The 24,583-nt window shown below is 64.0% G+C and carries 21 protein-coding genes and 2 pseudogenes; 11 read left to right on the top strand and 12 right to left on the bottom strand.

All coding sequences use genetic code 11. From position 1 onward, the window contains the following. The first annotated feature begins 51 nt into the window (after positions 1 to 51). A complete protein-coding gene (locus QY049_RS29320) occupies positions 52 to 1,680 on the top strand; it encodes an amidase family protein (protein WP_258764807.1) in 1,629 nt (542 codons plus the stop codon). Between the two features lie 31 nt (positions 1,681 to 1,711). After that, positions 1,712 to 2,458: a hypothetical protein gene (locus tag QY049_RS29315; RefSeq protein ID WP_258764808.1), complete on the top strand. Its 747-nt coding sequence runs from the start codon at positions 1,712 to 1,714 to the stop codon at positions 2,456 to 2,458. A 63-nt stretch (positions 2,459 to 2,521) separates the two neighbouring features. Here QY049_RS29315 and QY049_RS29310 read toward each other — a convergent pair. After that, positions 2,522 to 2,602, bottom strand: a pseudogene (locus QY049_RS29310) (acyl-phosphate--glycerol-3-phosphate O-acyltransferase); the annotation flags it as partial. A 186-nt stretch (positions 2,603 to 2,788) separates the two neighbouring features. Here QY049_RS29310 and QY049_RS29305 point away from each other — a divergent pair. From QY049_RS29305 to QY049_RS29295, 3 genes are all read left to right on the top strand, one after another. Further along, positions 2,789 to 3,751 carry a tetratricopeptide repeat protein gene (locus QY049_RS29305; protein WP_258764809.1) on the top strand — a complete coding sequence of 321 codons (963 nt, stop codon included), beginning with the start codon at positions 2,789 to 2,791 and terminating at the stop codon, positions 3,749 to 3,751. 62 nt (positions 3,752 to 3,813) lie between these two features. Then, positions 3,814 to 4,344 (top strand): hypothetical protein, encoded by a 531-nt coding sequence (locus tag QY049_RS29300; RefSeq protein WP_258764811.1) that lies wholly within the window; start codon positions 3,814 to 3,816, stop codon positions 4,342 to 4,344. Between the two features lie 195 nt (positions 4,345 to 4,539). Continuing rightward, positions 4,540 to 4,950, top strand: coding sequence for an SRPBCC family protein (locus QY049_RS29295; RefSeq protein ID WP_258764812.1), 411 nt, complete (start codon positions 4,540 to 4,542; stop codon positions 4,948 to 4,950). A gap of 78 nt (positions 4,951 to 5,028) precedes the next feature. Here QY049_RS29295 and QY049_RS29290 read toward each other — a convergent pair whose 3' ends face one another. Then, positions 5,029 to 5,796 carry an alpha/beta fold hydrolase gene (locus QY049_RS29290; protein WP_258764813.1) on the bottom strand — a complete coding sequence of 256 codons (768 nt, stop codon included), beginning with the start codon at positions 5,794 to 5,796 and terminating at the stop codon, positions 5,029 to 5,031. A 281-nt stretch (positions 5,797 to 6,077) separates the two neighbouring features. Here QY049_RS29290 and QY049_RS29285 point away from each other — a divergent pair, with 281 nt between their 5' ends. Together QY049_RS29285 and QY049_RS29280 are read left to right on the top strand one after the other, a co-directional pair. Then, positions 6,078 to 6,767 carry an aspartate/glutamate racemase family protein gene (locus tag QY049_RS29285; protein ID WP_258764814.1) on the top strand — a complete coding sequence of 230 codons (690 nt, stop codon included), beginning with the start codon at positions 6,078 to 6,080 and terminating at the stop codon, positions 6,765 to 6,767. A 214-nt stretch (positions 6,768 to 6,981) separates the two neighbouring features. After that, a complete protein-coding gene (locus tag QY049_RS29280; protein ID WP_258764815.1) occupies positions 6,982 to 8,235 on the top strand; it encodes a serine hydrolase in 1,254 nt (417 codons plus the stop codon). Positions 8,236 to 8,325: 90 nt separating this feature from the next. Here the strand turns inward: QY049_RS29280 and QY049_RS29275 are convergent, their stop codons facing one another. The 4 genes from QY049_RS29275 to QY049_RS29260 all read right to left on the bottom strand — a co-directional run bounded on the left by QY049_RS29275 (position 8,326) and on the right by QY049_RS29260 (position 12,758). Beyond that, a complete protein-coding gene (locus QY049_RS29275) occupies positions 8,326 to 8,493 on the bottom strand; it encodes a hypothetical protein (RefSeq protein WP_258764816.1) in 168 nt (55 codons plus the stop codon). 217 nt (positions 8,494 to 8,710) lie between these two features. Then, the gene (locus tag QY049_RS29270; protein ID WP_258764817.1) at positions 8,711 to 9,544 is read right to left on the bottom strand and encodes a class I SAM-dependent methyltransferase; all 834 of its coding nucleotides are present in this window, start codon (positions 9,542 to 9,544) and stop codon (positions 8,711 to 8,713) included. Between the two features lie 207 nt (positions 9,545 to 9,751). Beyond that, positions 9,752 to 11,260: an MASE4 domain-containing protein gene (locus QY049_RS29265; RefSeq protein ID WP_301270357.1), complete on the bottom strand. Its 1,509-nt coding sequence runs from the start codon at positions 11,258 to 11,260 to the stop codon at positions 9,752 to 9,754. 277 nt (positions 11,261 to 11,537) lie between these two features. Next, positions 11,538 to 12,758: an MFS transporter gene (locus QY049_RS29260; RefSeq protein ID WP_258764819.1), complete on the bottom strand. Its 1,221-nt coding sequence runs from the start codon at positions 12,756 to 12,758 to the stop codon at positions 11,538 to 11,540. A 9-nt stretch (positions 12,759 to 12,767) separates the two neighbouring features. Here QY049_RS29260 and QY049_RS29255 point away from each other — a divergent pair, with 9 nt between their 5' ends. Then, entirely contained in the window at positions 12,768 to 13,136 is a 369-nt protein-coding gene (locus QY049_RS29255; RefSeq protein ID WP_258764820.1) for a hypothetical protein, read from the top strand. Between the two features lie 103 nt (positions 13,137 to 13,239). Here the strand turns inward: QY049_RS29255 and lepA are convergent, their stop codons facing one another. After that, positions 13,240 to 15,051, bottom strand: coding sequence for a translation elongation factor 4 (lepA, locus tag QY049_RS29250; RefSeq protein ID WP_194479261.1), 1,812 nt, complete (start codon positions 15,049 to 15,051; stop codon positions 13,240 to 13,242). 126 nt (positions 15,052 to 15,177) lie between these two features. Here lepA and QY049_RS29245 point away from each other — a divergent pair, with 126 nt between their 5' ends. Continuing rightward, positions 15,178 to 16,803, top strand: a complete 1,626-nt coding sequence (locus tag QY049_RS29245; RefSeq protein ID WP_301270370.1) for a glycosyltransferase family 39 protein — start codon at positions 15,178 to 15,180, stop codon at positions 16,801 to 16,803. A gap of 9 nt (positions 16,804 to 16,812) precedes the next feature. Here the strand turns inward: QY049_RS29245 and QY049_RS29240 are convergent, their stop codons facing one another. The 5 genes and pseudogenes from QY049_RS29240 to QY049_RS29220 form a co-directional block, all read right to left on the bottom strand. After that, entirely contained in the window at positions 16,813 to 17,130 is a 318-nt protein-coding gene (locus tag QY049_RS29240; RefSeq protein ID WP_194479262.1) for an HPr family phosphocarrier protein, read from the bottom strand. After that, positions 17,127 to 17,528: a PTS sugar transporter subunit IIA gene (locus QY049_RS29235; protein WP_007597752.1), complete on the bottom strand. Its 402-nt coding sequence runs from the start codon at positions 17,526 to 17,528 to the stop codon at positions 17,127 to 17,129. Before QY049_RS29235 ends, QY049_RS29240 begins: the two co-directional genes overlap by 4 nt. A 132-nt stretch (positions 17,529 to 17,660) precedes the next feature. Beyond that, positions 17,661 to 18,185: pseudogene (locus QY049_RS29230) on the bottom strand (HPr kinase/phosphorylase). Positions 18,186 to 18,196: 11 nt separating this feature from the next. Continuing rightward, on the bottom strand, positions 18,197 to 19,987 hold the full coding sequence (locus QY049_RS29225) for a sensor histidine kinase (RefSeq protein WP_194479263.1): 1,791 nt from the start codon (positions 19,985 to 19,987) through the stop codon (positions 18,197 to 18,199). Positions 19,988 to 20,112: 125 nt separating this feature from the next. Continuing rightward, a complete protein-coding gene (locus tag QY049_RS29220) occupies positions 20,113 to 20,814 on the bottom strand; it encodes a response regulator transcription factor (RefSeq protein ID WP_027535781.1) in 702 nt (233 codons plus the stop codon). 241 nt (positions 20,815 to 21,055) lie between these two features. Here QY049_RS29220 and QY049_RS29215 point away from each other — a divergent pair, with 241 nt between their 5' ends. Both QY049_RS29215 and QY049_RS29210 read left to right on the top strand, forming a co-directional pair. Beyond that, a complete protein-coding gene (locus tag QY049_RS29215) occupies positions 21,056 to 21,790 on the top strand; it encodes a HugZ family protein (RefSeq protein WP_258764826.1) in 735 nt (244 codons plus the stop codon). A gap of 75 nt (positions 21,791 to 21,865) precedes the next feature. Continuing rightward, on the top strand, positions 21,866 to 24,457 hold the full coding sequence (locus QY049_RS29210; protein WP_258764827.1) for a CHAT domain-containing protein: 2,592 nt from the start codon (positions 21,866 to 21,868) through the stop codon (positions 24,455 to 24,457). Positions 24,458 to 24,583: the final 126 nt, after the last annotated feature.

Raw genomic sequence — 24,583 nt, 5'->3', positions numbered from 1 at the left:
TGTGCATGATCCCGGGTCGGAACCGCATCAGCAGAGCCCAAGAGGCACGTCATGAAGAAGCCAACCCGCGGCGTCGCGGCGCCGCCCGAGCCGAGGCTTGAAGACGCGCCGATGAGCGACATCGTCGATGCTCTCGCCGGCGGAGAGATCACAGCGACGGCGCTCGCAAAGGTCTATCTCGCGCGCATCGCAGCCTATGACCGGGGCGGGCCGGCGCTGAATTCCGTCCGGGCGCTCAATCCCGATGCACTGGCAATCGCGGCCGAACTCGACGGCAGCAGGCCGTCAGCCAGGCGGCCGCTGGCCGGCGTGCCGATCCTGGTGAAGGACAACATCGCGACCTCTGACGAGCAGCCGACGACGGCGGGCTCGCTGGCGCTGGAAGGCGCGCGGGCGAGGCGCGACGCCACCGTCGTCAAGCTGCTGCGCAAGGCCGGCGCGGTGATCCTGGGCAAGGCGAACCTGACCGAGTTCGCCAACATCCTCGCGATCGATATGCCGGCGGGCTATTCCTCGCTGGGCGGTCAGGTGAAGAATCCCTATGCGCCGGCGCTGATGGGTGAGCACGACATCCCGGTCGTGGCTCCCGGCGGCTCGAGCTCGGGTTCGGCGGTCGCCGTGGCCGCAGGATTTTGCGCGGCTTCGATCGGCACCGAAACGTCGGGCTCGCTGCTGTACCCGGCCAGCCAGAACGGGCTCGTCACGGTCAAGCCGACCGTCGGACTGATCAGCCGCGCCGGCATCATCCCGATCGCGCACAGCCAGGATACCGCAGGACCCATGACGCGCACGGTGCGTGACGCGGCAATGCTCTTGAACGTGCTCGCGGCAAAGGACCCGCGCGATCCGGCGACGGAGCGGCAGCGGCGGCCGGCCGACTATACCGCGGGCCTTTCGCGCGATGCGATCAAGGGCGCGCGTATCGGCGTGCCGAGCGACCCGTCCGATCCCTTGAACGATCGCTATTACGGCAAGCTGCAACCCGGATGGGTCAAGGTCATGACCGAGGCGATCAAGGTGATGGAGGATCTCGGCGCCGTCGTCGTCCGCGCGAACATGCCCACGTCCGGCTGGATCGGCGGTCCGGGCACCGGCATGGCCGTGCTCAACCGCAATCCGCTCAGCAGCAACAAGGGCAATCCGACCGGTTCGCCGATCGTGTTTCTCTACGAGCTCAAATACGGCCTCAATCTCTATCTGAAGGAGTGGGCGACCGATACCGACATCGAGACGATGGCAGACATCATCGCCTTCAACGCGGCCAATGCCGAGAAAGCGCTGCGCTTCGGTCAGGACCTGTTCCTCGCGTCCGACCTCACCCGAGGCGATCTGAGCGAGCGCGAGTACAAGTCCGCACGCGCCATGGACCTGCTCTCGGCGAAGACGCGGGGCATGGACGCCTATATGAACCAGCACAAGCTCGACGCCGTGCTGTTCCCCGGCAGCAGCGGCTGCGTGATCTCGGCGAAGGCGGGCTATCCCAGCGTCATGGTGCCGGGAGGCTTCATCTCCGGTGCCGGCGACAAGGAGACGCCGGATTATCCGCTCGGCATCACCTTCGCGGGCCGCGCCTGGAGCGAGCACAAGCTGCTGCGTCTGGCCCACGCCTATGAGCAGGCCTCGCAGATGCGCAAGCCCCCGCCCGGCCTGCCGGCCCTCCGGGCTCGCGCGCGAGCCTGAACCTTCCCGGCGTCGGGCACGACCAATTTCCATGCCGATCGTCAGAATCCTCCTGATCCTTCTCGCGCTCGCCTCGCCGGCGTTCGCGCAGGACGGGGTGCAGGATCTCGCGGCCGCGCGCGATGCCGCGAAGGCCTTCAAGGTCTATGTCGACGGCGTCGCGAAGAAGGGCGAACGGCCTGATCTGACCCGGCCCGACATCGCGGCCTTGCTCGGCCATGTCTTCGATCTCGACGCTCTCGCCGCGCTGCCACCCGAGCAGGGCAGCGACATGGGCTGGCTGATGGATTGGACCGACGTCGCAAACCAGACCCACAAGCTCTTCATCTTCTACGGCGCGAAGCCGGGGCCGCAGCCGGATCTGCCGGCGCTCGCGCGCAACATGACCGAGTATGGCGACCAGTACGCGACGGCGATCAGCTTCATGATCCGGGGCATGGCACGCGAGGCGGTTGCGAGCCAGATGTTCTGGAAAGGGCTCCCGCCGGAGCAACGCACCCGTATTCGCGAGGAAGGATTTGCGGGCTTCCGCAAGAACAGCGCCCTCTACATCCTGACCACGGTCTGCGCGGCGATCCAGGGCGCCAGCAAGCCGGCCAACGCCCGCCTGGTCGCGGCCTCGCTGCGCGACACGCGCGCGGTCTGGGCGGACTTTCTGCTGCCGCAGGATCGGGCCCGCGTGATCGCAGAGCTCGCCGATCTTCCCCGATGGGCGCCGGACGAGCTGGCCCGCGCCGATCTCGCCACCTTCACCGCCGCGCTTCGGGCGGTGAACTGACCCCGCGCTAGATCCGCGCCTCTGCTTTCACCTCAGGGCTGCCTTGACCGAGGCGGGCGCAGCTCCCGCGAGATAGCCCGTGGGTGTCGCGCCGAGCAGATAGGCGATCGCCAATCCAGCTGTGCCTGCGATCCAGAATGCCATCGTCCTCTTTCCAACGGATGTGTGTCGCGTCGCCGGTATTTTACCGCTGGCTTCACATGATCGCCATGGGCAAGACCTTGGAGCCAGGCGGTCACCATGCCGCTGCCCCATCCGCTTTGAACCTGTCCGGCCTCCCGGCGCACCAAAATCGCGTAAGCCACCGGCAGGAGCGACGAGGAGCGCGCGATGAAGGCCCTGAAAGCATCGATCCGTGTTGCGGTCACCGCGCTCGCGCTGAGCCTGTCGCTGGGCGCGCCGTCCCATGCGGAAGAGGATGAGGCGGGCACACTCACCCGGCAGATGAAACAGCTCTATCAGGCCGGAAAATACACCGAAGCGCTGCCGCTCGCCCAGAAGGCCCTGGCCCTGCGCGAGAAGGAGTTCGGCACCGATGACGCCATGGTCGCGATGCCGCTGAATGATCTCGGCACCATTCACTACAATCTGGGCCAATACCCGGTTGCCGAGCTGCTGTACAAGCGCTCACTGGCGATCAGGGAGAAGACGCTCGGTCCGAATTCCACGGAAGTTGCAACCGTATTGAACAATCTGGGCGAACTCTATCGGGCGGAAGAGCATTACGCCGACGCCGAACCGCTTCTGAAGCGCTCGATCGCCATCCGCGAGAAGGCGCATCGTGCCAACGATCCCTCCATCGTGATGGCGATGAGCAACCTTGCCGCGGTCTACAGCAATCAGGGCCGCTACGACCAGGCCGAGCCTTTGTTCAAGCGCGGGCTCGCCATTCTCCAGAAGGCGAACGGCCCCGACGATCCCGAGGCCACGGTGCTGATGAGCAATCTCGCCGACGCCTACATCCATCGGCATCGCTACGCCGATGCCGAGCGTCTGCTCAAGCGCGCGATCGCGGTCACCGAGAAGGCGTATGGACCCGACCACCCCGACATCGCGCAGGCGCAGAACAATCTGGCGACGCTCTATGCGCGCCAGGGCCGCAATGCCGATGCGGAGCGGCTGTACAAGCAGTCGGTGGCGACCTTCGAGAAGACCCTCGGCCCCGACCATCCGGATCTCGCCGATATCTTGAACAACCTGGCCGCGTTCTACAAGGATCAGGGTCGCTACGCCGATGCGCAGCAACTGTTCAAGCGGTCGGCGGCCATTCGCGGGAAGACCGGGCCGATCTGACGTCGCGCCGGTCGGTCCGTCCTTCGTGTGAGGATCAGCGCGGATCGCGTTGGGAGGTTGCCATGACGACGCCTGCAAGGCTGCTCGGACTTGTCGTCGCCCTGTCGTGGCTCGGATTGTCTGCCGCAACGGCGGCCGGCGTCCCATCGAGGCAGATGTGGAGCGGCGCATGGACCTTCGAGATGGACCGCCAGGACCGGCCATGGCTCGCCTTTTCCGACACGCGGGGCAAGACGGTATTCCGCATCGGCTGCGGTACGCATTTCGAGCTGGATGCGGTCTATCCCGGGGAGGTGCCGAAACAGGAGCACACCGAAGCTTCGATCACGATCGGCAACGGCAGGATGCAGATGGATTTCGCCGGGTTCACATACGCCGGTCCGGAGTCCTTCCCGCCGAACACCTCGATGTTCAACCAGCCGGACCTCGGCCATCCCGAGCTTGCCGGCGAGAAATGGCGCCTGCTGGAAGACCGCGTCCTTGACCTTTTGGGTTCGGGGCAGCCCCTGACGGTCTCGGCCGAGGGCAAAAGCTACGTGCTGCCGCCGGCCAAGCCGTCGCGCTGGCGCGCGCGTTTTCAGAAGATCTGCTGACGCGCCGATCGCGAGCGGGTGACGGCGCGTCTCCCGCCTGAATCTTTTTATCGCATCGACGGCTCGACCATGTCGGCATCGACGGGTCTCGATCGTCCTTGGGTGGACATTTCCCGAACACGCGGTGCATAGACCCCGCGCAGGTGAAGTGATCTCGTCACCTCGAGCCGTCGAAATCGAACTGGAGCAACAATCATGAGGATCACCGTCGAAACCAGCGTCGCCGCCCCCATCGATCGGGTCTGGCGTGCCTACACGACGCCTGCCGACATCGTGAAGTGGAACGCCGCGTCGGACGACTGGCACACGACCAAGGCGACGGTCGACCTGCGCGAGGGCGGCGTGTTCTCGTCGCGCATGGAGGCCAGGGACGGCAGCATGGGTTTCGACTTCGCCGGCACCTACACGAAAATCGTCGAGCACAAGCGGATCGAATATGCGTTCGGCGATCGCAAGGCCGAAGTCGAGTTCGTGCCCGGGGCGAAGGGCGTCACCGTCCGCGTCGTCTTCGATGCGGAAGCGACCCATTCGGTCGAGCAGCAGCAAGGCGGCTGGCAGGCGATCCTCGACAGCTTTGCGCGATACGTCGAAGCGAAGGCGTCGTAAGGGACGGCGGCCGGACGGGCGCCATCACGCACGGGCCGAGCGACACGGATCGCCCGGCCACATCCAGCGTCGTCGCTCTTATGCGGCTTTCACCAGCACGTCGGTCAACCAATCCGGCTCGGCGATCATGACCGAGTGGCCGGACGTGGTGTTCTCGAGGACCGTCCAGGAATTGTCGGCCTTGCACTCCGCTGCCGCCTTGTCGAGAGCGGCCAGCTGGAATTTGGGCAGCCGGATATAGGTCTTCTTCGCGACCTTCTCGCGCGCGCCCGATAGCTTCACCGGTTGCAGCCATGTGCCAACAGGTTGCGGCGTGACCTTTGAGAGAACCCAGGCAACGTCCTTGGGGTCGCTGAACGCCGTCGGCGGCAGCGCCTTGGGAGCCGGGCGGCTGATCGCGCCTTCCTCGACCGGGAAGGGGACCAGGTCCCGGAACGCCTGCCCGTCGGCGGGCTTGATTGCATCCACCCAGACGATCGATGACACCCGGCTTCCGATGCGCTCGAGAGCACCCGACGCGGGACATCCGGCATAGGAATGGGCGACGAGGCAGATGTCTTTCAGGTCTTCCCATTCGACCAGATTGGCGATGTCCGTGATGTGCGTGTCGAGGTTGATGTCCTTGCTGAGGAGATGCGAGCGTTCTGCCAGTCCCGAGAGCGTGAACGCGTAGACCTTGTGGCCCTGCTTTTCGAGCCGCTCGGTGACGCGATGCCAGCACCATGCTCCGTAGAAGGCCCCGCCCACGAGGACAAAGGTCTTTTGTGCGGATTGGGCACGGGCCCTGCGGATGCCTGATGAAACCACCGAGGCCACGCTTACTCCGGCCGCGAGGCCGCCGATCAATCTGCGGCGAGTGACATTTGACGAAGTCATGAAATCCCTCCAGCGCAAAAAAATGAGTTGAATGCGAGCGCGACGATGTAATCGCCAAACTTGAACAGGTGGAAGAGAGGTTCGGCGGGTTGGGAAGGAATATTTTGGCCGGCCGAATGGGGCAGTTGCGCACGAAGTCGCTCGCCGGGCTGTTCGAGCTTCCGGCATTGGCTCTTTCTTCCGCGTCGTGATGGCGAGCCGAGATCTCTTCGTCTACGATCCGGGCAAACCGGATTTCGAAAGGCGAGACGATGCGAACCATTGGCCTGATCGGGGGCATGAGCTGGGAGAGCACCGCGCTCTACTACAAGCTCATCAACGAGCGGGTTCGGGACCGCATGGGCAAGCTGCATTCGGCGCCGCTGCTGATGTATTCCTATGACTTCCAGGAGATCAAGGAGATGCAATACGACGGCCGCTGGGCGGAGGCGGCCGCGAGCCTGGCGGAGGTGGCGCAGCGCCTCGAAAAGGCCGGTGCGCGCGCGATCGTGCTGTGCACGAACACCATGCACAAGCTCGCGCCCGACATCACCTCGAAGCTGACCATTCCCTTCATTCACATCGGCGACGCGACGGCGCAGCGCATTCGATCCGGGGGATACCGGCGGGTCGGGCTGCTCGGCACGAAGTTCACGATGGAGGAGGATTTCTACATCGATCGGCTGCGCGCGCATGATCTCGATGTCCTCGTGCCTCCCGCGGACGAGCGGGCCGACGTGAACCGCATCATCTACGACGAGCTGTGCCTTGGCGTCGTCGCCGATGCCTCGCGCCGCCGCTATCAAGACGTGATGGCAGCGCTGGTCGGGCGCGGTGCGGAATGCATCATCCTCGGCTGCACCGAGATCACGATGCTGGTCGGCGCTGCCGATACGTCGGTGGAGACGTTCGACACCACGGCGATCCACGCGGAGACCGCGGCGGATTTCGCGATCGGGTGACGGCGGTGTCGGTGGCGCCGGAGGTCCGCCGTTCGAGGCGGCGATCTCGGCCGATGTCTCGCATGCTGACACCGTCGACCCGCAATGATAGCATGCCTCTCGTCGCCAGCCTGCGAAGTCGTTTTTCGCGAGCGCGCACGCAAGACCGTGGGAGGAGGCAAGTCCAGTGAGTTGGAAAGCGCTCTGCAGACCGCGCGGTTGCCGCGGGCTTGGCTTGTCCGTCATTCTCGTTTCGGCGGCCTGGGCGTCCCTGGCGTGCGCACAGAACGTCCGCAGCTCCGCCGGCGAGGCGGGGCCGGTCTTTTCGGATAGCGGCCCCGATGCCGATGTCTACGGCGCGGCCGAGGGCTATCCGATCGGCACGCGGGGGACCACCACCCAACTCGACAAGCTCGTCGGGGTCTACAGCCATTTCGGCGAGATCTTCCCCTCGCGCCCGATCGGACACGCGACGACTCCCTGGCAATTCAAGCGCGCACCGGAGCCGTCCATTTCCTACAGTTTCGGCAAGGAACGGTTCAGCATTGCGGACTACCTCAAGCGCAACCCGGTGACGGGACTCTTGATCGCCCGGGACGACACCATCCTGTACGAGCACTATCAATATGCGCGGACCGATCACGACCGCTTCCTGTCGCAATCGATGGCCAAGACGCTGGTGTCCATGCTGATGGGGATTGCGGTCTCGGAGGGACGGATCAAGTCGATCGACGACCCCGTCTCGACCTACGTCCACGGTCTGGCAGGAACGGAATATGGAAACACATCCATCCGGGCCTTGCTGAATATGTCGTCGGGCGTCGAGTTTTCGGAAGTCTATGACGGGCACGACGATATCGCCCGGCTTGGGCGAGCCCTGTTCGTCGAACCGACGAAGGATCCCGCCGCGGTCGTCGCGCAATTCAATACTCGAATCGCACCGCCGGGCACCAAATGGCACTATGCGAGCGTGGAAACCGAGATACTGGGCCTGGTCCTGCGCTCCGCCACGGGCACGCCGGTTGCCGACTATCTCCACGACCGGATCTGGAATGCCATCGGCACCGAGGCGGATGCCTCGTGGGCGATCGACGGCAGCGGGCAGGAGATTGCGTTTTGCTGTTTCAACGCAACCTTGCGCGACTATGCGCGCCTGGGCCGGCTGCTCGCCAACGACGGCGCCTGGGAAGGTCGTCAGTTGATCCCCCGGCAGTGGCTGTTGGATGCGACGACCGTCAGGCCCGTTGACGGTCATCTCGCGCCGGGAGTGGCGACCCCCTATATGGGCTACGGCTATCAGGTCTGGCTCCTCCCTGGCGCGCAGCGCAGATTTGCCCTGCTCGGCATACGCGGTCAGGTCATCCTGGTCGATCCAGCCTCGAAACTCGTCATGGTGCACACGGCCGTTCGCCAGAAGCCGTCCGAGCCGGGAGCGCTCAGGGAGCCGCTTGCGTTGTGGTCCGCCGTGCTTCAGCAGCTCGGGCAATGAGGTCGAGGCGCGGAGGATGCAATGAAGAGGGATATGCCGCGCGTGCCGGGACTGTGAAATGAAAGGGCCGCCGGCAGAGGCGGCCCGTTTTCAGCGACCGGACAATTGATTGAGGATCTGTTGAAACATCTGGGCTGGGTCGCTTTGACCAGGGGTTACTTCGTCTTTGCGGCACACGCCCTCGACGGCCCCCTTGATGCCGCCGCCGCTCACTTTCGTCAATTCCTCGATGCTCAGTTCGCGATCGTTGCTGTTCATGGTCCTGCTCCGTGCTTGGCGCTGCTCGCCGTTGATCTGGAGCATGCCGGGTGGCTGGCGCCATCACCGTGATGGGCGTCACATTCCAAAGCAGCCGCGCATGGGGACAAACGATGATGCCAAGCAGAAATCGAGAACGACCGGCAAGTCCGCTTCGGATCCAACTGCGTCGATCGTCAAACCGACGCAGGCGAACGCGCGCCAAACCTGATGTCGCCTACTTGCTTGCTACGATTCGGACGCCGCCGAGCTGTCGCTTTTGAATGAGGTCGACAAATCGAACATAGGATTCGTGAAACTCATCGTGTCCTGACGGCGTTCCCGACTGTCTCGCTTCCTCGCGGAGCCGTTGGTACATGGCAAGCCGTTCCCTGAGGATCGGCCTCCATTCTTCGGTCAAGTCGGTGACGGAAAGCACGTTCAACCCGACGCCCTCGACCAATTCCCGGTAGTCCGAGATCGAACGGAGCGGCTGAATTGCCATGCCCTCCCACATCAGCTGCGCGTCCGCAGATGCAAGCGGCTGATTGGCGACCCAGTCCGTGAAAGCCAATCGCCCGCCCGGCTTCAGAATGCGTCTGGCCTCCGCCAGGGTCTTTTTCACGTCGGGGACGTGACAGAAGGATTCCTGGCTGACAACGACATCGAAGCTCGCATCGGGAAGTGGGGCATCCATGACGTTGCCCTCGATAATCCGCGCCGACCTCTGCAGCCCGACCAGCCTGGTCAGTTCTTGCGCTCCCGCGGCACGCACAGGCGTGAACTCAACGCCGGTAACGTCGGCTCCGTACTTGTGAGCGAGATAGCGCACCGTCCCGCCAAGACCGGCGCAAAAATCAGCGACCATCGTTCCCGGGCCGATCCGTGCTTGCCTTGCCAACTCGTCCGTGGCGCCGAGGCCACCATAATGGTCCTGATCGTGCGCAAAAAGGTCTTCCGGGCGCAGGTTGTCGAGATCACCGCGACTCACGCGCAGTTTGGCGAGAATGATCTCGCGCGAGATGGGGTGGCGATCATAAAAATGGAACAATTGCGAAGCTGTGTCTTTCATGAAGTCTGCTCCGAAACTCAAACATGATGCCGCATCGCGTCAGTGTCCGCTATCGGGTCTGACGCCGACATTCTGGCGACCTGGACACGGACAGGCCAGGGCCACAAGAGGAAGGCAATGTTCGATGCCTCTCATGGGCAGCGCCGTGTTCCGCCATGCTCGCCACATCCTCGGCCGCCACGATTGCCAAAGGCCGCCGCGTCGCTGTCAAGTCCGGCTTACGACAGGCAGTGCAATCTCGAATGTCGAGCCCTGAGGCCCCGATTTGCCGAGAACCAAACGGCCTTCATATCTCTCGATGATCGTGCGGCAAATCGCCAGTCCCAGCCCCATGCCCGCCGGCTTGGTCGTAAAGAACGCCTCAAATACGCGGTCCCGATCCTGCGGGGACACTCCGGTGCCTGTATCCTGGATGGACAGGAGGACGATTGAAGTTTGCTCGACGCGAGTGCCAATGATCAATCGGCGGCCGTCGCGGGGGGTAGAAGCCATCGCCTCGATGGAATTTTTGAACAGGTTCAGAATTACCTGCTGCAACTGTACCGGATCGGCGTTCACGAAAGGCGCTTCGACCCCAAACTCCGTCACGACCAGAACTTCATTGAACTGCAGCTCATGCTGCAACAGCCGCAATACCTGCCGCGCGACGTCCTCGATGCTGATCATGACCGGTTGATCGGTTGCATCCCTGAACAGCTTACGAACGCTTGTGATTGTCTCGTCTACCCTGAGACTGGCATCCCCGATGTCCTTGAGAATGGCATGGACCTCCTCGAGCCGGGGAGATTGTGCAACCAGTACCTGCCGAGCGGTGTCCGCGTTCAACGTGATTGACCCCAGGGGTGACTTTATTTCATGCGCAATTGCCGCAGTAGCTGCGTCGATACTCACGAAGCGATTGGCGCGCTCGCGCCGCTGCATCACCAGAGCGTTGGCCAGTCGCGAGTAGAGCACGGTCATTTCCGTGACAAGTACGGACAGCAGCATGAAGCTTGCGATGAGGGCAAACCCGCGAGCGGTGTACCAGCCTACGGAGAATCGAGCCGAGCCTGCGTATGTCGCCACCAGAAAATTGGGAACCGCTGCAAACAACGTGACCATCAGCCACAGATCGAGCACCGTGCGCCTGCGGACAAAAAGCACCAGGAGTACGATGCAACCCAACAACGTGAGGCCAATGTTGAATTGATTGCTGAGGGGGGTCTGGAGCATGAGACCTGTCGTGAAGAACCTCGGCAAATGCTCGACTTCGGCTATCACCAGCCACGACAGCAGAGCTATTGTCCCCAGTACACTCATCAGCGTGATTGCGATGCTTCGCGTCGTCGATCCCCGCGATATCTTTCCTTTGTCCTTGAGCAGCGCATAGGAAAGGATGCTCAGGGGAAATGTGGTGTACCAAAGTACGAAAAACCACGCCGGGGTGTTGTAGACGTCACCTATGAGCCCGTTGGGTGCGTAGCTGCCCGGAAAACTCAGAGTCTGCAGAAAGGCAAAGGAGCCTGCGAAGATGTATCCGCTCGCCACGACCAGCAAGGCGCGGTGCGGCTGCACCGAATACTGTGCGAACAAGAGGGTCGCCGTGAGCAGGTCAGCCGCGCTCATGATTGTCTGAACAACCGGGAGAAAGCTGTCCACTCGGCCAATTTGTCGGTTAACGAATGGAGCCAGGAGCGCTGAAACGGCCAGCATGCCGGCCACGATACCGAAGGCCATGGCCCGGTGTCGCGGGGTGTAAGGCATCAAGGCGACCACCATCGGAGGGTCGTTATCCGGCGCAAACTGGCGTGTAACCGCGTTCAACATCGGGGTCCCGTCCGTAGCCAATGTCGCAGCATAACCAACGCTTTGGCGTTTGGCTAAATGTCTACCATGGATCGAAAGCCGGTCTCAGGCGTGAACGCGTCGACGTTTGCTATCGGCCGGGGAGCCGACATGGAGCGTCTTGCGGGCTCGGAGGGACTCGCCCTGGGGCTCGTTCATGCGCCCCTCGTCATGCCGCGGCGCGGCCAAGGCCGAGCGCTTGCCTGCGTTTGGTCGGAAAGCTCAGCGCCACCGCGACTGCGGCGAGACCGATCGCGAACGAGCCGATGTGCAGCCAGGTGTAGTGCTGGAAATTGTCGTACACGAGTCCGCCGGCCCATGGACCGAGCGCCATGCCGAGGCTGGCAAACGCCGAGACCGCACCGAACACGGTGCCCATGATGCGCCCGCCGAAGTATTCGCGGACCAGCACGGCATAGAGCGGCATCACGCCGCCATAGGCGAGGCCGAACGCGACCGACAACGCGTAGAATTCGCCGAGATGCGCGACCGCGAGATAGGTCGCGATGCACATCGCCTGCACCAACAGGCCGCCGACCAGCACCGGCTTTGCGCCGATGCGATCGGCGAGCGTGCCGAGCAGCAGGCGCCCACCGAGGCCCGAGACGCCGGCGACACTGTAGACCGTCACAGCCGTCAGCGGTGCGATGCCGCAGACCATCGCATAGGAGACCATGTGGAAGATCGGGCCGGAATGCGCGGCGCAACAGGCGAAATGCGCCGCCGCGAGCGCGATGAATTGCGGTGTGCGCAGCGCCTGCGCCGCGGTCAGCTCCACGTTCGTTGCCGTGTCCGCGCTTGCGGGGCCGGACGCGACCGGCGCCGGGCGCACCAGGAAGCAGGCGGGGATCAGCAGCGCCCAGGCAGCACAGCCGATCACCAGCATCGCGGTGCGCCAGTCATAGGCCGTGATCAGCCAGCTTGCGCTCGGCGCGATCGTCACCGGCGACACGCCCATGCCGGCGGAGACCAGCGCCACCGCGAGGCTGCGGTTGTTCTCGATCCACGCGCTCGCGAGTGCCATCATCGGTGCGTAAAAGCTGCCGGCGGCGATGCCGATCAGCACGCCGAAGCAGAGCTGGAACTGCCACAGGCTGGCCGCCTGGCTCGCCGTGACGAGACCGAGCCCCAGCAGCAGGCTTCCCGAGAGCACGACGATGCGCGTGCCGAACCGGTCCGACAGCGTGCCCCACAGAAATGCGGCAAATCCCATGCAGAGGAAATCCAGCGTCGCGGCCGCCGACACCCCGGCGCGCGACCAGCCCATCGCTTCGGAGATCGGTTGCAGAAACACCGCCAGCGACAGCATCGTGCCGAACCCGACGCAGGTCATCAACGCACCCGCGGCGACGACGACCCAGCCATAGTCGAAGCTCGACGGCTTGCTCATGCGTTTCCCTTGGCGCTTCTGGTTTTGTCGACGCTGCGCACGGGGATGGTGGCCCATCGCCCGCCGGAGGGCAAGGTGATCGCTATGCGCGATTTGCCGCTCTGCCGTGAGCGCGATCTAGTCCGTCGCGATGATCGAAGGTCTTCACCGGCAATGTGTCACACACCGCGACGATGGCATTCTGCCCCTGTTTTGCCCGACAGAGCAAGCAAAATTCTGAAAATCAAAAACATCGATCCGGCCAAGCCCGGCCTACTGTGCATGGGGTTGTTTTCGGCATTTCCGTTGGTCCGGGCTCGAATCGTTTCAGGTCCGATCGATCCGGTCATGACATCCGGTCCCGCCTTCGCCGTCATGGCCGGGCTCGACCTGGTTTGACGCGGCCATCCACGACTTCGGCGCGGCACCAAAAACGTGGATGCCCGGGACAAGCCCGGGCATGACGTCGGTGAACGTTTCGATGAAAGGACGAGGCTCGACCTCAGCTATCGACCTTCAGCGCGGCAATGAAGGCTTCCTGCGGGATGTCGACCTTGCCGAACTGCCGCATCTTCTTCTTGCCTTCCTTCTGCTTCTCCAGAAGTTTTCGTTTACGCGTGATGTCGCCGCCATAGCACTTCGCGGTGACGTCCTTGCGCAGCGCGCGCACGGTTTCGCGCGCGATCACCTTGCCGCCGATCGCCGCCTGGATCGGGATCTGGAACATGTGCGGCGGGATCAGCTCCTTCATCTTCTCGACCATGGCGCGGCCGCGCCCTTCGGCGCGGGTGCGGTGGACCAGCATGGAGAGCGCGTCGACCGGCTCGGCGTTGACCAGGATCTGCATCTTGACGAGGTCGGCCGGCTTGTAGTCGGTGAGATGATAGTCGAACGAGGCGTAGCCCTTCGAGACCGACTTGAGGCGGTCGTAGAAGTCGAACACGACCTCGTTCAGCGGCAGATCGTATTTCACCATCGCGCGGGAGCCGACGTAGGTGAGCTCCTTCTGCGAGCCGCGCCGGTCCTGGCAGAGCTTGAGCACGCTGCCGAGATATTCGTCCGGCGTCATGATCGTCGCCTCGATCCAGGGCTCCTGGATCTCCTCGATCTTGACGACGTCGGGCATGTCGACGGGATTGTGGATCTCCAGCTCGGTGCCGTCGGTCAGCTTCATCTTGTAGATGACGCTCGGCGCGGTCGCGATCAGATTGAGGTCGAACTCGCGCGACAGCCGCTCCTGGATGATCTCGAGGTGCAACAGGCCGAGGAAGCCGCAGCGGAAGCCGAAGCCGAGCGCGGCCGAGGTTTCCATCTCGAAGGAGAAGCTGGCATCGTTGAGGCGCAGCTTGCCCATCGCGGCGCGCAGCGTCTCGAAGTCGTCGGCATCGACAGGGAACAGGCCGCAGAACACCACGGGGATCGCCGGCTTGAAGCCCGGCAGCATTTCCGTGACCGGCTTCCTGTCGTCGGTGATGGTGTCGCCGACGCGGGTGTCCGCGACTTCCTTGATCGCGGCGGTGATGAAGCCGATCTCGCCGGGGCCGAGCTCGTCCACCTGCTGCATCTTCGGCGTGAAGAAGCCGACGCGCTCGACATCGTAGGCCGCGCCCGTGCCCATCATGCGGACGCGCTGGCCCTTCTTCATGACGCCGTCGACGACGCGGATCAGCACGACGACGCCGAGATAGACGTCGTACCAGCTGTCGACCAGCAACGCCTTCAAGGTCGCATCGCGATCGCCCTTCGGCGGCGGCAGGCGGGTGACGATGGCTTCCAGCACGTCGGGAATGCCAAGGCCCGTCTTCGCCGAGATCATCACCGCATCGGACGCATCGATGCCGATGACGTCCTCGATCTGCTGCTTGACCTTCTCCGGTTCGGCCGCGGGAAGGTCGACCTTGTTCAGGACCGGGACGATCTCGTGATTGTTGTCGAGCGCCTGATAGACGTTGGCGAGCGTCTGCGCCTCGACGCCCTGGCTGGCGTCGACCACCAGCAGGGAACCCTCGCACGCCGCCAGCGACCGCGAGACCTCGTAGGCGAAGTCGACGTGGCCGGGCGTGTCCATCAGGTTGAAGATGTAATCCTTGCCGTCCTTGGCGCGGTAGGCGAGCCGCACCGTCTGCGCCTTGATGGTGATGCCGCGCTCGCGCTCGATGTCCATGGAATCGAGCACCTGCTCCTTGCCCGCCATTTCGCGGTCGGAGAGGCCGCCGGTCATCTGGATCAGGCGGTCGGCCAGCGTCGATTTGCCATGGTCGATATGGGCGACGATGGAGAAATTGCGGATGTTGGAAATGGGGACGGTCGTCATGGGCGCGGGATACCACTCACATCCCCGTGCGGCAACCATATTGCTGTATTTTCAGGGTGTTTCTTCACGCCAAGCTGATTCCACGACGGTCCAAAACGCGCTACGCAAGCGCCCATGTCCAGGCCCATGTCGACGACCTCGATTCCCTCCGCCCGAACACGCGTAAAACCCCGGGTAAGCTTCAGCCGCTTCCGGGCCTGGCTGGTTGCCTGCGCGGTCCGGCCCGAGGCGCGGCTCTGGCTGGTGATCCAGTTCGCCATCCTGCACGCGGTGATCTGGACCGTCATCCTGATCAACCTCAAGGCAGCGCAGGACGTTCACATGGACGTCGCAGAAGCCTGGGGCTGGGGCCAGAAATTCCTGTGGGGCTACGGCAAGCATCCGCCGCTCTCGGGCTGGATCGCGGGGCTCTGGTTCAGGGTTTTTCCGGCGGCGGACTGGGCGACCTATGCGCTGGCGATGGCGACCGTCAGCGTCGGCATGGTGATCTGCTGGCTGGTAGCTCAGCGCGTGGTGGACCCGCGCCGCGCGTTCCTGGTCGTGTTGATGGTCGCGCTCTACCCGATCTTCAATTTCAAGGGGTTCAAGTACAACCCCGATCTGCTTCAGCTCGTCACCCTGCCGCTGGTCGTGCTTGCTTATCTCAACGCGTTCGAGAAGCGGAGCTCGCTATCAGGAATCTGGCTCGGGCTTGCCGGCGCGCTGGCGCTGATGACCAAATACTGGGTGCTGACGATGATCGGCGCCATCGGCCTCGCCGCGCTGATTCATCCAGAACGGATGCGATTCCTGCTGTCGCCGGCGCCCTGGGTGGCGATCGCGACGATGGTGGTGGCGATGATCCCGCACATCATCTGGCTGGCGGATTCGCATTTCGTGCCGCTGACCTATGCCGGCGATACCTACAGCATCGAGGATGGCGGCCTCGTGCATCACTTGGTGGCCGGCTATGCCTTGCATAGCCTTGCGCTGCTGGCGTTGCCGGTGGCGCTCGCCGGGCTGGCGATGGCGCTGGTGCCGCCGTGGCTCACGCTGCTGCTGCGCGCTCCCTCGCGGATCGTCACGCGGGCCTGGGCGCGCGGCGTCAATTCCGGCGTCAATGTTTCCCAGGCGCTGAACATCTGGATCATCCAGATCATCGTCGCGGCCGGTCCGCCGCTCGGCGCGCTCGCCTTCAGCATCTACATAAAGACCGATTGGGGCATCTCGCTGTTCTTCCTGGTACCGCTCGCGCTGGTCGCGATCCCGGCGCTGCGGGTGCAGAGCGCGGTGCTGTTCAACGTCGTGGCGATCTGGCTCGTGCTCAGCGTCGCGACGCTCATTGCCTCGCCATGGATCGCCGCGCGCGAGATGGCGGCGAACGCGGACAACACCGCGACCTACGGTGCGCGCTCGGAGTTGGCGCGCGAGCTGACCCAGGCCTGGCATTCGCGCTTCGCCTCGCGCTGGGCGGTCGTCGCCGGCACCATGGAATCGATCCAGCCGATGGTGTTCTACAGCCCCGATCATCCGGTTGCGTTCATCCCGAACGAGGCCTGGTCCTCCGGACTGACGTCGCTCGATGACGTCAAGAAATACGGCTTCATCGGCGTGTTCGATCCGACCGACGGCCGCCTGCCGGCATTCGAAAAATGGGTGTCGGAGATCGCGCCGAACGCCGAGCGGATGGTGACGACGACGCGCCGCTTCACCCACGGCAAGGCCGGCCCGTCGATGACGTGGAACGTCTACATCGCTCCGCCGGCGAAGTGAGCGAGGCGCCTAGACCCCTTCCTCGTTGAACTTGCTTTCAACGAGCTCGGTGATCGCCGCAAGCGCAGCTTCGGCGTCAGCCCCGGCGGCCGCGACGGTGATCGTCGTTCCCGGTCCTGCAGCCAGCATCATCAGGCCCATGATCGAGGTGCCGCCGACGGTCTCGCCGCCGCGCGTCACCCACACCTGCGCGTTGAAGCGCTCGACCGCCTGGACGAATTTCGCCGAGGCGCGGGCGTGCAGGCCGCGCTTGTTGATGATCAGAAGCTCTCTGGAAATCGCGCCCGCGGGCACGCCTGTCCCCGCTTGTGGCGCGTCGTCACTCATTTGCCGGCGAGCACGCGGCTGGCGATGGTGACGTATTTGCGGCCGGCCTCCTGCGCCATCGCGATCGCGTCCGGCAGCGGACGCTCCTCGCGCACCTTGGCGAGCTTCACCAGCATGGGCAGGTTGATGCCCGCGAGCACTTCGACCTTGGGCCGGCTCATGCAGGAAATCGCAAGATTCGACGGCGTGCCGCCGAACATGTCGGTGAGGATAGCAACGCCATCGCCGGAATCGACGCGGTTAACCGCTTCGATGATGTCGCTTCGGCAGAGATCGGAATCATCTTCGGCGCCGATCGTAATCGCTTCGATTTGCTTTTGTGGGCCCATGACATGTTCAAGCGCTGCCTTGAATTCGTCGGCAAGGCGCCCGTGGGTCACAAGTACTAGACCAATCATCGGAAAACTCCCGCGGGCGCTTTTGGTGCACCGCACGAACGCGCCACTTTGACCATCCAGAGCCCCTGCGCAAGAGGGGATGTTGCGTATCTCCCTGAATCTAGACGGATGGATAAGGGGAGTTGCGCCGGTCTACTCGGTCGCGAGTGTGGGGTTCATATGGTTACCATTTCCCTTCAAACAATCGCCTCGAGGGTTAGCTGAAGGTTAACTCTTGGTAGTGGTCAAGGCTGCGACAACCAAAGGGAGGGGCGAATGGTCGCGGCCGACGGGGATTCGCGGTATTTCGACACCAAAAATGGTGGTTTTCAGCGATTCCAGCTGCGGCAGGCGCTCGGCGTCGTCGGCGTCCAGATCAACCACGAGGCCGACCGTCGCATGCTCCACGAAGTCGCAGCGGCGGATGCCCAGCCCCCTGATCTCGATCAGGCCGGCCAGGATGGGGGCGGGGCGGACCACAATTTCATCGCCGACTGTCGCCAGATGGACACGGTCGTCGCCCACCAGGACGGCGCCTTCGACCACCCCCGAGCGCCCCGCCATGATCAAATCGAAGGCAAGGCGCGACTTGCCGGCACCCGAAGGCCCGCGGATCAGCACAGCCAGCGACCCGACCTTGACCGCGGAGGCATGAATGCTCGGCTCGCCGTCGTTCAAACCGCCTTGGCTCATAGCGCCGGCAGCCTCACCACGAAGCGCGCGCCGGCAACCGTCGGTGCCCCGTCTTCGTCAGTGGGGCCGGCGCGATTCTCCGCCCAGATGCGTCCGCCATGGGCGTCGACGATCTGCTTGGAGATCGAGAGGCCGAGGCCGGAATTCTGGCCGAATCCCTGATGCGGCCGGTCGGTGTAGAAGCGCTCGAAGATGCGCTCCAGCGCGTCGTCGCGGATGCCGGGGCCGTCGTCGTCGACCACGATCTCGATCTCGCCGCGGACACGGCGGCAGGTCAGGCGCACCTTGCTGCCGGCTTCCGAAAACGACTGCGCGTTCGAGAGCAGATTGGCGACGACCTGCCCGAGCCGCGAATCATGGCCGGTGACGGAGAAGGTGTCGGTCGAGCCACGCCCCTCGAAGCGCGCCTCGACGGCGACGTCATGGCCGAGCTTGGTTTCATTGGCGACCGTGACCAGCGTACCGAGGAGCCGTCTGAGATCGACCGGAATCGCATCCTGCCGCTGCAATTCGGCGTCGAGCCGGCTTGCGTCGGAAATGTCTGAGATCAGCCGGTCGAGCCGCTTGACGTCGTGCTCGATCACTTCGAGCAGGCGGGCGCGGCTGTTCTCGTTGCGGGCGAGCGGCATCGTCTCGACCGCGGAGCGCAGCGAGGTCAGCGGATTCTTCAGCTCGTGCGCGACGTCGGCGGCGAACATCTCGATCGCCTCGATCCGCTTGTAGAGCGCGCTGGTCATGTCGCGCAGCGCGCCGGAGAGATGGCCGATCTCGTCGCGGCGGCGGGTGAAGTCGGGAATTTCGACGCGGCTCTTGGTGCGGCGGCGCACCCGCTCGGCGCTGTCGGCGAGCCGGCGCACGGGCCCTGCGATCGTGCTCGCAAGCAGCAGCGACAGCATGATCATGACGGCCGCGGCGACGCCGCCGACCTTGAGGATCGCGAGACGCTCGGCCGTGACCATCTGGTCGATTTCGTCGCCCTGGGTCGACAGCATCAGCGCGCCGTGGATGGCGCGCGCGCGCTGCACGGGGACCGCGACCGAGACGATCACCTCGCCGCGCGAATTGACCCGCACCATCGAGCGCTTCTGGCCCTGGAGCGCATCGGCCACCTCCACATAGCCCTTGCCGTTCTCGCGACCGAGTTCGCGATAGAGCGGCAGGTCGCCGCGATTCAGATAGGTCCGCACCGGGATCATGATGCGTTCGGCCAGGCCCGGCTTTTCCGACAGCGGCGGCAAGGGAAAGCCCCGGACACTATCGAGGTCGCGGCTGTCGAGCAGTACACTCCCGTTGGGATCGAAAATCCGCGCGCGGGTCTTGGTCGGCGAGATCAGCGTGCTCAACACCGGCGCCACGCGCTCGGGATTGATCGGAAAGTCCAGCGAATCATCCATTCCGCCGTAGCTCTCGCCCAGCTTCAGGTCGAGCAGCCGCTCGGGGTCGACGGTGATCGTATTGGTCTGCACCGTCGCCGAGGCGCCGATGGCGCCGGCGATGATCTCGGCCTGCACCAGGAGGCTCTGCGCTCGCGCGTCGATCAGGCCGGCGCGGAACTGCGACAGATAGAGAATGCTCGCGACCAGCGCGACGAGTCCGGCGAGGTTGAGCGAGACGATGCGGCGGGTCAGGCTGGAGAAGGACAGCGCAAAGAAGAACTGCCCGGCGCGCTTGAGCCAGTTCAGCGGCCCCCAGCCCTTCGCAACGGGCTTGTCGTCATGATCCGAGGCGCCGCGGGACGCAATGTCCTCGGCGTTCGAACTTGGATCAGGCTGCGTTCGGTCAAGCAATGCTCAGGCCCGCGTTAGGACAGCTCTTTGCGACGGTCCCCGCATCCTAGAGCTAACCCGGTCCCGATGGAATCAGAACCGGGCTTGAGCTCTGCTCTTTGTGAAGGCGTGAAGGCGCGAACGCCTCAGGCTTCCTTGAAGCGGTAGCCGACGCCGTAGAGCGTCTCGATCATCTCGAAATCGTTGTCGACCACCTTGAACTTCTTGCGTAGCCGCTTGATGTGGCTGTCGATGGTGCGGTCGTCGACATAGACCTGGTCGTCATAGGCGGCGTCCATCAGCGCGTTGCGGCTCTTGACCACGCCGGGCCGGGTCGCCAGCGCCTGCAGGATCAGGAATTCGGTCACGGTCAGCGTCACCGGCTCGTTCTTCCAGGTGCAGGTATGTCGTTCCGGATCCATGCGCAGGAGGCCGCGGTCGAGCGCCTTGGCGTCGTTCTCCTTCGGCGCGACGGTCGGATCCTTCGGCGCCGAGCGGCGCAGCACGGCCTTGACGCGCTCGACCAAAAGGCGCTGCGAGAACGGTTTGCGGATGAAATCGTCCGCACCCATCTTGAGGCCGAACAACTCGTCGATCTCTTCGTCCTTGGAGGTCAGGAAGATCACCGGGAGATCGGACTTTTGACGCAGGCGGCGCAGCGTCTCCATGCCGTCCATGCGCGGCATCTTGATGTCGAGGATGGCAAGGTCGGGCTGGGTGGTGCGGAAACCGTCCAGCGCGGAGGCGCCGTCGGTGTAGGTCATGATGCGGTAGCCTTCGGCTTCCAGCGCGATCGAGACGGATGTGAGAATGTTGCGGTCGTCGTCGACCAAAGCGATTGTGGGCATGAGCCTCTGCTTTCTGCTTTCCGTTTTGGGTCGTGGCTTAAACGGCGAGCAATCCAGTGATGCGCCGCATACATGGGTGCCGAATTTGGCGTTCGAACTTTGTCACCGAGCAATGCAAGCTGGGCTGAAGTGTGACCAAGTTCCACGAAACACGGCGGATTCGCCGCATATCGACCCATAACCGGGTTCGGGTTTACCCGAAAAAAGGCCTGCCTTGCAACCACCTGAGCCGAGAAAGCCGATGCAACCGACCCCCGATTTCGTTCCCCAAAAGCTCGCCAAATCGCTGCTCAGGCGGTCGCGGCAGGGGGCGCTCGCGACGCTCATGCCCGATCGCGGCGATCCCTATTGTTCCCTGGTCAATCTGGCCAGTCACCCCGACGGCTCGCCGATCCTGCTGATCTCCCGCTTGGCCGTTCACACCAAGAATATCCTCAGCGACGACAGGGTCTCCCTGATGCTGGACGAGCGGGTCACAGGCGATCCGCTGGAAGGCGCCCGGATCATGCTCTCCGGCCGGGCCGAACAGGCCAAGGGTGAGGACGATTTGCTTCGGCGGCGGTATCTCAATGCCCATCCGTCGGCGGAAGCCTTTGTCTCGTTTAAGGATTTTTCGTTCTTTCGGATCCGCCCCACGGGAACCCATCTGGTGGCCGGTTTCGGCCGAATCGTCGATCTCAAGCCGGAGCAGTTCCTCACGGATCTCGCTGGCGCCGACGACCTGCTGGCGGCGGAGGAGGGCGCTGTCGAGCATATGAATGCCGACCATCGCGACGCCCTGGGCCTTTATGCAACGAAGCTTCTGGGTGCGGCCGCAGGTGACTGGCGCTGCACGGGCTGCGATCCCGAAGGCCTCGACATGCAGGATGGCCAAACGGCGCTGCGGCTGGATTTTCCGGAGCGAGTTACCAACGGTACGGCGCTGCGCAAGATGCTGGTCCGTCTGGTCGGCGAAGCGCGCGCCAAGAGCGACTAGCTGCGACAGATTGAACGTCGCCTCCCGTCGCTGCGACCCAAGATCGTGATCGTCTGAGGTTGGCAGCGAGGGTTCATGACACGTCGTCGCTTGGCAGTGGTCGCAGGCCTGGCGCTCGCGATCGCCACATTGCTCGCCACGCCCGGCCTCGCCCAGAAGGGCGATCTCGCCGGGCAGAGCGCGCGGATCAATGCGCTCAGAACGGCCGGCAAATATGCCGAAGCTCTGCCTCTGGCGCAGGCCATGGTGGCTTCGCTCGAGAAGACCAGCAACAACCGCGATCTTGCCGCAGCGCTCAACAATCTCGCGCAGATCCATGCCGACCAGGGGCACGACGATCTGGCCGAGCCGATCTACAAGCGCGCCATCGCGCTGATGGAGAAGGGGACCGGCCTCGACAGCGTCGAGATCGCGCCGGTGCTGAACAATCTCGCCGCACTCGATCAGCGGCAGGGCCGCTTCACGGATGCCGAACCGCTGTTCAAGCGGGCGCTCGCCATCCGCGAAAAGGCGCTGTCGCGCGAGCATCCCGATGTCGGCCAGTCCCTCAACAATCTCGCCACGCTCTATGTGAAGCAGGAGCGCTTTGCGGAGGCCGAGCCGCTGTTCCAGCGCGCGCTCGCGATCTTCCAGAAGGTCGGCGGTCCCGAGCACCCAGCGGTCGCGACGCTCCTGAACAATCTCGGCCAGCTCTACCGTGACCTCAACCGCGACGCCGATGCCGAGGCGCCGATCAAGCGGTCGCTTGCGATCCGCGAAAAAGCGCTGGGACCCGATCATCCGGATGTCGCGCGGTCTATCAACAATCTCGCCGGCCTCTACGAGCATCAGCAACGCTATGCCGATGCCGAGCCGCTCTATCGCCGCGCGCTTGCCATCCGTGAGCGTGCGCTCGGGCCGGATCATCCCGATGTCGCGACATCGACCAGCAATCTCGCTTTCTTCCTCCATGTCTCCGGGCGAACAGCGGAGGCCTTGCCGCTCGCGGAAAAGACGCTTGCGAAGGATCGCGCTCAACTGCGCGTCGTGCTTCCGATTCTATTCGCTGCGCGCCAGCAATCCCTGTTGCCTGATGACAGGGCCCTGGACGAGGCGCTCGCTGCGATCCAGCGCGGTACGCAATCGTCGGCTGCATCGGCCGTGAACAAGCTCGCGGTGCGGCTTGCTGCCGGCAGCGACCGGCTCGCCGAGCTGGTGCGCAAGGACCAGGATCTCTCGGCTGAGTCGGAGGCGCTCGACAAGATGATCATCACTGCCGTCTCGAAGCCGTCGGCCCAGCGCGACGTCGGCTCCGAGCAGCGCAGCCGCGCCAGGATCGCGGCCATCGCAAGCGAGCGTGTTGGATTGCAGAAGACGCTCGCCGCCGAATTTCCGGACTACGCCTCGCTGTCTGACCCGTTGCCGCTGACGGTCAAGGATGTTCAGCTGTTGTTGTCGGCTGATGAAGCGATGGTGCTTTACTCCGTGGTCGACAAGCGCAGCTATGCCATCGCCATCACGCGGGAGAGCTCCGACTGGAAGGAGATTCCACTTGGCGCGGACGCGTTGGCGCAGAAAGTCGCTGCTTTCCGTCGAGGCCTCGATGTCGGCAAGGCGCGCGATGTTGCCGGCAAATCGGGTCTGTTCGACCTTGCTCTCGCCAACGAGCTCTATGTGACGCTGCTTGGTCCGGTCGAGGCGCTCACCAGGGACAAGCGCAGCCTGGTCACGGTGCCGTCGGGCGCGCTGACCGCACTGCCGTTTCATCTGCTCGTCACGGAGCCGCCGCAGGCCGCGATCCCCGATACGCTCGAAGGCTATCGCCGCGCCGCCTGGCTGCTGCGGCGTCAGGCCGTCTCGGTGCTGCCGTCGGTGGTCAGCCTGAAATCGCTGCGGGCGTTTGCGCGCAAGGACGAGGGCGTCAAGCCGATGACCGGCTTTGGCGATCCCGTGTTCAATCCTGCGCAGGAAGGGCCGTCCGACCGTCGCGCAGCAGGCACGGTGGCCGCGCGCAGCATTGCGACCCTTGCCTATACCGATTTCTGGCGCGGCGCAGGGGTTGATCACGCGCGCCTGTCGCAGGCGCTGCCGCAGCTCCCGGATACTGCTGACGAGTTGAACGCCGTGGCGAAAGACGTCGGTGCGACTGCGGGCGACGTCCATCTCGGCCGCGATGCGAGCGAAGCGACGCTGAAGCGTGCACCGCTTGCTCAATACAGCATCATCTACTTTGCGACGCACGGCCTCGTCGCCGGTGACGTCAAGGGCGTGGGCGAGCCGTCGCTCGCGCTGTCGATACCCGATCGGCCTTCCGAGCTCGACGACGGTTTGCTCACCGCGAGCGAGGTGGCGCAGCTCAAGCTCAATGCAGATTGGGTCGTGCTGTCGGCCTGCAACACGATCGCCGGCGACAGGCCCGGCGCCGAGGCCTTGTCGGGACTTGCGCGCGCCTTCTTCTATGCCGGCGCACGAGCGTTGTTGGTTTCGCATTGGGCAGTGGATTCGGAGGCTGCCACCCGCTTGACCACTTCGACTTTCGATCTGCTCAAAAACGAACCAGGAATCGGCAGAGCCGAAGCTCTGCGGCGCGCGATGCTAACGTACGTCGACGACTCATCGTCACCTCGCAATGCCTACCCGGCAATGTGGGGCCCGTTCGCACTCATTGGTGAAGGTGCGGTACGATAGGCCGGCAACGGCATTTGTGCGACGCAAAACATTCGGTAACGCTGAAACAGGCATTTGGTTGCGCGATCATCAGCGATTTTTGGTGCGCCTGATCAGGGCTGACATGCGCGACGTTTGGCGCGGTCC

It is taken from the genome of Bradyrhizobium sp. WYCCWR 13022, assembly GCF_030435535.1.
Classification (GTDB): Bacteria; Pseudomonadota; Alphaproteobacteria; order Rhizobiales; family Xanthobacteraceae; genus Bradyrhizobium.
This window is presented reverse-complemented; position numbering and strand designations above follow the sequence as displayed.

What these genes read in the sequence shown, in the direction of transcription:
- QY049_RS29265 (WP_301270357.1), bottom strand. Translation starts at nt 11,260, where the DNA reads ATGGCCTTCGGTATCGTGGCCGGCATGCTGGCCGTTTCAGCGCTCCTG.
- QY049_RS29315 (WP_258764808.1), top strand. Translation starts at nt 1,712, where the DNA reads ATGCCGATCGTCAGAATCCTCCTGATCCTTCTCGCGCTCGCCTCGCCG.
- lepA (WP_194479261.1), bottom strand. Translation starts at nt 15,051, where the DNA reads ATGACGACCGTCCCCATTTCCAACATCCGCAATTTCTCCATCGTCGCC.
- QY049_RS29270 (WP_258764817.1), bottom strand. Translation starts at nt 9,544, where the DNA reads ATGAAAGACACAGCTTCGCAATTGTTCCATTTTTATGATCGCCACCCC.
- QY049_RS29245 (WP_301270370.1), top strand. Translation starts at nt 15,178, where the DNA reads ATGTCGACGACCTCGATTCCCTCCGCCCGAACACGCGTAAAACCCCGG.
- QY049_RS29305 (WP_258764809.1), top strand. Translation starts at nt 2,789, where the DNA reads ATGAAGGCCCTGAAAGCATCGATCCGTGTTGCGGTCACCGCGCTCGCG.
- QY049_RS29285 (WP_258764814.1), top strand. Translation starts at nt 6,078, where the DNA reads ATGCGAACCATTGGCCTGATCGGGGGCATGAGCTGGGAGAGCACCGCG.
- QY049_RS29300 (WP_258764811.1), top strand. Translation starts at nt 3,814, where the DNA reads ATGACGACGCCTGCAAGGCTGCTCGGACTTGTCGTCGCCCTGTCGTGG.
- QY049_RS29220 (WP_027535781.1), bottom strand. Translation starts at nt 20,814, where the DNA reads ATGCCCACAATCGCTTTGGTCGACGACGACCGCAACATTCTCACATCC.
- QY049_RS29210 (WP_258764827.1), top strand. Translation starts at nt 21,866, where the DNA reads ATGACACGTCGTCGCTTGGCAGTGGTCGCAGGCCTGGCGCTCGCGATC.
- QY049_RS29235 (WP_007597752.1), bottom strand. Translation starts at nt 17,528, where the DNA reads ATGATTGGTCTAGTACTTGTGACCCACGGGCGCCTTGCCGACGAATTC.
- QY049_RS29260 (WP_258764819.1), bottom strand. Translation starts at nt 12,758, where the DNA reads ATGAGCAAGCCGTCGAGCTTCGACTATGGCTGGGTCGTCGTCGCCGCG.
- QY049_RS29320 (WP_258764807.1), top strand. Translation starts at nt 52, where the DNA reads ATGAAGAAGCCAACCCGCGGCGTCGCGGCGCCGCCCGAGCCGAGGCTT.
- QY049_RS29215 (WP_258764826.1), top strand. Translation starts at nt 21,056, where the DNA reads ATGCAACCGACCCCCGATTTCGTTCCCCAAAAGCTCGCCAAATCGCTG.
- QY049_RS29240 (WP_194479262.1), bottom strand. Translation starts at nt 17,130, where the DNA reads ATGAGTGACGACGCGCCACAAGCGGGGACAGGCGTGCCCGCGGGCGCG.
- QY049_RS29275 (WP_258764816.1), bottom strand. Translation starts at nt 8,493, where the DNA reads ATGAACAGCAACGATCGCGAACTGAGCATCGAGGAATTGACGAAAGTG.
- QY049_RS29295 (WP_258764812.1), top strand. Translation starts at nt 4,540, where the DNA reads ATGAGGATCACCGTCGAAACCAGCGTCGCCGCCCCCATCGATCGGGTC.